Below are 6,643 nucleotides of genomic sequence, written 5' to 3'. Positions count from 1 at the left end.
TCCGTGCCGCTGCTGGCCGTCGCGTCGGAGCGACCGTCAGTGTGCTGGGCGCGTTCGCGATGAACGCCCGAAACACCGCCCCGGTGTCCTTACTGCTGCCCGACGCCGCATACGAACTCGGCGACGGCAAGAACGTCATCAACGTGATCCTCGTGGACATCCGAGCCTGGGACACCCTCGGCGAGATCTGCGTCCTGCTCGTCGCGGCGACGGGCGTGGCCAGCCTGGTCTTCCGCAACCGCCGGTTCGGCACCGCTCCGCGGGTGTCCGATGCCCCCGCATCGAACGCCTCCTCGTCGAACTCGGATGCGAACTTCGCGGCAGAGACGACGTGGCTGCTCGGCGGCGATCTGATCGATCCGCGGCATCGCTCGTTGATCCTCGAGGTCACGACTCGATTGATCTTCCCGACGATCATGGTGCTCTCGATCTACTTCTTCTTCTCCGGCCACAATGCCCCCGGCGGCGGTTTCGCCGGTGGCCTCACCGCCGGACTGGCGCTGGTGCTGCGCTACCTCGCCGGTGGGCGCTACGAGCTCGGCGAGGCGGTGCCGATCGATGCCGGGAAAATCCTCGGTCTCGGGTTGATCTTCGCGGCCGGTACGGCGGTGGCCTCGATGTTCCTCGGTGCCCCGGCGTTGTCCTCGGCGACATTGGAGATGACGTTGCCGATCCTCGGCGACATCAAGCTTGTCACCGCACTGTTCTTCGACCTCGGTGTGTATCTCATCGTGGTCGGTTTGGTACTCGACGTGCTCCGTAGCCTCGGTGCCCGTCTCGACGCGCAGGTGGAAATGCAGAGCCAAGGCCGGGTGAGCGCCCCATGACCGCAGATCTCGGAATGCTGATCATCACCGGCGTACTCGTCGCAGCGGGGGTGTACCTGCTGCTCGAGCGCAGCATCACCAAGATGCTGCTGGGGCTGCTGCTGTTCGGCAACGGCGTCAACCTGCTGTTGCTCACGGTCGGCGGGCCCGCGGGGGCACCACCGATCGTGGGCCGCGACAATGCGGTCAACCAGCAGATGGCCGACCCTCTGGCCCAGGCGGTGATCCTCACGGCGATCGTCATCACGATGGGAATCGCAGCCTTCGTGCTGGCCCTGGCGTACCGGTCGTTCACTCTCAACACCAGGGACGACGTCGAGAACGACCCCGAGGACACCAAGGTCTCCCGGCGTCGCTCGATGGCCGAGGCCCCCGACCGTGACCGCTCGGACGATCCGGTGACGGGCGAGCCGAGCTTCGGCGGCGACGCGTTCGACTCGAAGGGCAACCCCATTCCGCTCGAGGAGATCAGAAACCTCGAAGACCTCGAGTGCTACGAGGACCTGCACGACGGCGACTTCGACAACGACGACGACAACCCGCAGCTGCGCGGGCTGGACGGACTCGACACCGCCGAGAAGGACGACAGCCGACCGGACGAGAAGGGAGACAACGCATGACCATCTCCCCCGCAGTGATCGATGTACTGACTCCGCTGCCGGTGCTGATTCCGATGCTCGCGGCCGCGTTGACCCTGGTGCTGGGGCGACGACCCCGCGCTCAGCGGTTCATCACCCTCGTCGCGCTGACCGCTGTGGTCGCGATCTCGTCGATGATGCTCTACCTCGCCGATCGCGACGGCGTCAGCGCACTCCAGGTCGGTGGTTGGGACTCCCCGCTCGGCATTTCCCTCGTGGTGGACCGCCTGTCGGCGATGATGCTCGTGGTCTCGTCCATCGTGTTGCTCGCGGTCATGGTGTACTCCATCGGCCAGGGCATCCGCGACGGCAGCGAGAACCAGCCCGTCTCGATCTTCCTGCCGACCTATCTCGCGTTGACCGCAGGCGTGTGCAACGCGTTCCTCGCAGGCGACCTGTTCAACCTGTTCGTCGGCTTCGAGGTGTTGCTCGCTGCCTCGTTCGTCCTGTTGACGCTCGGTGCGAGCGCGGACCGGGTACGCGCAGGCGTGTCGTACGTGATGGTGTCGATGGTCTCCTCGCTGATCTTCCTGGTCGGCATCGCGCTGGTGTACGGCGCGACCGGGACACTGAACCTGGCTCACATCGCGGTCCGGATGGACGACATCAACCCAGGAACCAGAACGGCGATCTTCGCGGTCCTCCTGGTCGCGTTCGGCATCAAGGCCGCGGTGTTCCCACTCTCGACGTGGCTGCCCGACTCCTACCCCACCGCCCCGGCACCGGTCACCGCCGTGTTCGCCGGCCTGCTGACGAAAGTCGGTGTGTACGCGATCATCCGCGCCCACACCCTGCTGTTCCCCGACGGCTCGCTCGACAACGTGCTCATGGTCTGCGGCCTGCTGACGATGCTCGTCGGCATCCTCGGCTCCATCGCACAGAGCGACATCAAGCGACTGCTGTCGTTCACGCTCGTCAGCCACATCGGCTACATGATCTTCGGTGTCGCGCTGTCGACACAATCGGGATTGTCGGGCTCGATCTATTACGTCGCCCACCACATTCTGGTGCAGAGACACTGTTCCTCGTCGTCGGTCTCATCGAACGACAGGCCGGTTCGTCGTCGCTCCGGCGCCTCGGTGGGCTGGCCGCGGCCAGCCCGGTGCTGGCGATCGTGTTCCTGGTGCCCGCCCTCAATCTCGGTGGTATTCCGCCGTTCTCGGGCTTCATCGGCAAGGTGGCGCTACTGCAGGCCGGTAGCGAGCAGGGCAGTGTGTTGGCCTGGTTGCTCGTCGCGGGCGGAACCGTCACCAGCCTGCTGACGCTGTACGTGGTGGCGCGCGTGTGGACCAAGGCGTTCTGGCGGGCCCGCGCCGACGCTCCCGAGGGCGATCTTGCGGACAACAGCCCGTCGGCACTGCTCGACGATTCCTCGGACATCGCGTTCGGCGATCGTGAGGACGTCGGCCGGATGCCTGCCTTCATGTTGATCCCGACCATCGGACTGGTTGCCGTCGGCCTGGCCATGACGGTCTTCGCCGGCCCCATCATCGACATCAGCGACCGCGCTGCGGCAGACCTTCGCGATCGCTCGATGTACATCGATGCGGTGCGCGGTGCGGAATTCGTCGGTGATCAGGCCGCCGAACAGGCACGCGAGAACCAGGAAGGCACTCGATGAAGATGAACCGTTCCCTCCTGCTCCGCCTGTGGACTCTCGCGTGGTTGACTGCCATCTGGGTTCTGTTGTGGGGCAACGTCTCTGCGGCGAACATCCTCGGCGGCATCGCAGTGGGCCTGCTCATCATGGTGCTGCTGCCGTTGCCTCGCGTACCGGTCGAGGGCCGCATCCACGTGTTCTCGCTCGTCAAGCTGGCCGTCGTGTTCCTCTACTACGCGATGGAATCGAGCCTCAGCGTGGCCTGGCTGGCGGTCCGGCCCAAGGCTCCGCCGGTCACCGGCGTGCTGCGCTGCCGCATCGCGATCAAGTCCGATCTGGTGCTCACGCTGTTCGTCGACGCGATGAACCTCGTGCCCGGCACCATGGTGCTCGAGATCGACCGAACCAGACGCCTGCTCTACGTGCACGTGTTGGACATGGGCACCCAGAAGGCCGTCGACGGTTTCTACGCCTACGTGCGGAACCTCGAGAAACTGTTCATCGCGGCGTTCGAGCGAGACTCCGACTGGAAGCCGAGTCCACTGCACTACCAGGAGTACGAGCAGTACCACGGTGTACTCGGCGACGATCCGGAATCGGCGGATCGCGACGCCCCTCGAGACGACAAGAAGACCGACGACAAGAGGAAGGGGAAGTGGTCGTGACCATCGTTCTGGCCATAGCCGGTGCCCTCCTGATCGGTGCCGCGATCCTCACCGCCTACCGACTGCTCGACGGACCGAGCACGCTCGATCGACTCGTCGCCATGGACACGATCCTCGCCGTCTCGATGTGCGGTCTCGGCGTGTGGGCCGTCTACAGCCGCGACACCACCCTGGTGCCGGCGATCGTCGCGCTGTCACTGGTCAGCTTCGTCGGGTCGGTCAGCATCGCACGATTCCGAGTGAGGGACGAATGATCGACACAGTGAGGGCCGAACGATGACCGCAGCCCAGTGGATAGCCTCCGTCTTCATCCTGTTGGGAGCGATGTTCGCCTTCACGGCCGCCGTGGGCATCGTGCGCTTCCCCGATACTCTCTCGCGGATGCACGCGGCCACCAAGCCGCAGGTGGTCGGGCTGATCATGGTGCTGATCGGGGCCATCATCAGCCTGCGCGGCAATGTCGACATCTGGATGCTCGTGCTGGTCGGTATTTTCACCCTGGTGACCGCACCGGTGATCGCGCACACCGTCGGTCGCGTCGCGTACCGAGAGCAGCGCGGCCGCGACGGACTGTTGATCGTCAACGAGATGGAACCGAACGAATCCGACCAGTAGCGCGGAGCGTATCGGGTCAGGATCGGAGGTCGGTGACCAACGATTCGACGACTGCGCGCAGGTCACCGTTGGATTTCGCGGCCACCGCACGCTGACGCTGATACGACGCCCCCAGCCGAGGGATGTCGGCCACCGCCGCCAGCTCGTCGACGCAATTCAGTCGGACGGCCGTCGGCGTCAATTTCTCGAGTAGGTCGTTCAGATCGTCGGTGACCAGCCGCTCGTTGCTGTCCGAGTCCAGAATGATCTCGGCATCGAGACCGTATCGGGCGGCCCGCCACTTGTTCTCCTGCACGTGCCACGGAGGAATCGACGGCAATGTCTCCCCCGCCTCCAGCCGCTCGTCGAGATGGACGATGAGGCAGTGCGTCAACGCGACGAGCGCCGCGAGTTCCCGCTTGGTCGACGCCCCGTCGCACACTCGGACCTCGATCGTGCCCCACTTGGGAGCGGGCCGGATGTCCCAGTGCATGCCGCCGAGCTGCTCGATGACGCCGGTCTTGAGCTGATCGCGGACGAACCCCTCGAACTGCGACCAGTCCTCGAACTGGAACGGCAGACCGGCCGTCGGAAGCTGCTGGAACATCAGCGCACGATTACTGGCGTAGCCGGTGTCGTTACCCGCCCAGATCGGCGAAGACGCCGACAGTGCCAGCAGGTGCGGGTACTGCAGCAACAGTGAATTGAGAATGGGAAAGACCTTGTCGGGGGACGACACTCCCACGTGCACGTGCACGCCCCAGATCAGCATCTGCCGGCCCCACCACTGCGTCCGAGCGATCAACTCGTCGTAGCTCGGTGAGCTGGTGAGCTGCTGAGTGGACCACTCGGCGAACGGGTGGGTGCCCGCCGAGAACAGATCGATTCCCAGTGGATCCGCGGCGCGCTCGACCAAGGACAGGGACTCACCGAGGTCCGCCATCGCCTCCCCGACGTTCTCGCACACTCCGGTGACGAGCTCGACGGTGTTGCGCAGCAATTCCTTCGTCACCCGCGGGGTGTCCCCGGCCAGATCGTGGACTCCGTCCATGACCGCCTCGGCGGAATTGACCAGGTCTCGCGTGTTCTTGTCGACCAGTGCGATCTCCCACTCGACGCCCAGTGTCGGGCGCGGTGAACTCGCGAAGTCGATCCGCGGAGCGCTCAAACTACTGCAGCACCGCGCATGCCGCCCGCGAGCCGGCATCGCCGGTCATCAGCGTCGTCATGTCCGGCACAGCAGCACCGTCGGGCAGGGTGTATCGCGGCGGGATGTTGGCGAAGTTGTCGGCACCTTCGTGCACGATCGCCGCTGTTCCGGCACCATTCGCACGCAGATCGTCGAGCGTGAGCGCGTCGGTGGTGGTGGTGAGCATGCCGGTGCCGTCCTCGCCGACCTGAATGGACGTCAGATCACCGCTGGCCGGGTACTCGGTGCGACCGTCGACCTGCAGGTGACCGCCCGCGGACAAGAACGCGCCCGGCTCCCCGCCGGTCGGTGCCACGGAGTTGGGCTCGCAGGCGGCGACGGTGTGAATGTGGAAGCCGTGGAAGCCGGGGGCCATGTCCTCGACCTCGGCGGTGACGACGACCTTGTCGCCCTCGGACGCGAACGACACCGTGCCCACCTCGGCACCGTCGGCGTTGCGCAGGGTGCCCTCGATGGTGTCGCCGGAGCCCGACTCGGCCGGGCTGTCACCTGCTACGGCTTCTGCCTCCGGGTCGGCCTCGCCGGTCCAGACCGGCGGGACGGTGCCCTGGACGTCGGACGGAACCTCGCCGTTGCTGCAGGCAGAGAGCCCGAGCGCTGCGATCGCGAGGACCGGGGCCACGTAACGCAACGATCGGGTCGCAGCAGTGCGTCGCTTGAACATGTCCATCGGAAATCGCTCCTCTTTCAGGCAGTTTCGCCGGGCTCGAAAATGATAACGTGCCGACCGATCGTGCCGAATCGGGCACGGAGGTCGACGCTGTGGAATTGGTCGCCGCAGTGCTACTGGGTCACGATGACGACAACGCCTGCCGTGGATTCGAGTGAGGTCGGCTTGGGTTCGGCCGGGACGCCGAGCTGCGTGGCGATCGTCTGCGCGGCCTGTTCCTCGCCTGCCGACGTGCCGTAGTACACCGCGGTCTGCGCGAACTGGTCTGCGCTGAAGTTCCCCGTCTCGGCGACGTTCCACCCCTCGGCGGTCAACGTGTCTGCGGTGCCGGCCGCCAGGCCGGAGACGTTGGAGTTGTTGAGTACTCGCACCTCGACGTCGGCGGGGGCACCCGAGGTAGTGGTGGGTGCCGCGGCGCCGGTCGACGCGTCGGCTGCGG

The 6,643-nt window shown here is 65.8% G+C and carries 8 protein-coding genes and 1 pseudogene; 6 read left to right on the top strand and 3 right to left on the bottom strand.

Annotation, left to right across the window (positions count from 1 at the left end; all coding sequences use genetic code 11):
• The 6 genes and pseudogenes from mbhE to mnhG all read left to right on the top strand — a co-directional run.
• On the top strand, positions 1 to 827 hold an 827-nt coding region (gene mbhE, locus RHBS_RS22290), incomplete at its 5' end, for a hydrogen gas-evolving membrane-bound hydrogenase subunit E (RefSeq protein ID WP_272913885.1).
• The gene (locus tag RHBS_RS22285; protein WP_128646450.1) at positions 824 to 1,447 is read left to right on the top strand and encodes a Na(+)/H(+) antiporter subunit C; all 624 of its coding nucleotides are present in this window, start codon (positions 824 to 826) and stop codon (positions 1,445 to 1,447) included. The genes mbhE and RHBS_RS22285, both read left to right, overlap by 4 nt.
• Positions 1,444 to 3,086 (top strand): annotated as a pseudogene (locus RHBS_RS22280) (Na+/H+ antiporter subunit D). Before RHBS_RS22285 ends, RHBS_RS22280 begins: the two are co-directional and overlap by 4 nt.
• A gap of 2 nt (positions 3,087 to 3,088) precedes the next feature.
• On the top strand, positions 3,089 to 3,730 hold the full coding sequence (locus RHBS_RS22275) for a Na+/H+ antiporter subunit E (RefSeq protein WP_262498439.1): 642 nt from the start codon (positions 3,089 to 3,091) through the stop codon (positions 3,728 to 3,730).
• Positions 3,727 to 3,984: a monovalent cation/H+ antiporter complex subunit F gene (locus RHBS_RS22270; RefSeq protein WP_128646448.1), complete on the top strand. Its 258-nt coding sequence runs from the start codon at positions 3,727 to 3,729 to the stop codon at positions 3,982 to 3,984. The genes RHBS_RS22275 and RHBS_RS22270 overlap by 4 nt, the downstream gene beginning before the upstream one ends.
• Positions 3,985 to 4,006: 22 nt before the next feature.
• A complete protein-coding gene (mnhG, locus tag RHBS_RS22265) occupies positions 4,007 to 4,345 on the top strand; it encodes a monovalent cation/H(+) antiporter subunit G (protein WP_128646447.1) in 339 nt (112 codons plus the stop codon).
• A gap of 16 nt (positions 4,346 to 4,361) precedes the next feature.
• Here the strand turns inward: mnhG and RHBS_RS22260 are convergent, their stop codons facing one another.
• From RHBS_RS22260 to RHBS_RS22250, 3 genes are all read right to left on the bottom strand, one after another.
• On the bottom strand, positions 4,362 to 5,531 hold the full coding sequence (locus RHBS_RS22260; RefSeq protein ID WP_128646446.1) for a glutamate--cysteine ligase: 1,170 nt from the start codon (positions 5,529 to 5,531) through the stop codon (positions 4,362 to 4,364).
• On the bottom strand, positions 5,494 to 6,204 hold the full coding sequence (locus tag RHBS_RS22255) for a superoxide dismutase family protein (protein ID WP_128646445.1): 711 nt from the start codon (positions 6,202 to 6,204) through the stop codon (positions 5,494 to 5,496). Before RHBS_RS22255 ends, RHBS_RS22260 begins: the two co-directional genes overlap by 38 nt.
• A 113-nt stretch (positions 6,205 to 6,317) precedes the next feature.
• A partial coding sequence (locus RHBS_RS22250) for a LytR C-terminal domain-containing protein (RefSeq protein ID WP_145977570.1) occupies positions 6,318 to 6,643 on the bottom strand: 326 nt, incomplete at its 5' end.

It is taken from the genome of Rhodococcus sp. BS-15 (assembly GCF_000813105.1).
Classification (GTDB): Bacteria; Actinomycetota; Actinomycetes; order Mycobacteriales; family Mycobacteriaceae; genus Rhodococcoides.
Note: the sequence above shows the minus strand (reverse complement) of the source record. Positions and strands in the feature narration are given on the sequence as shown.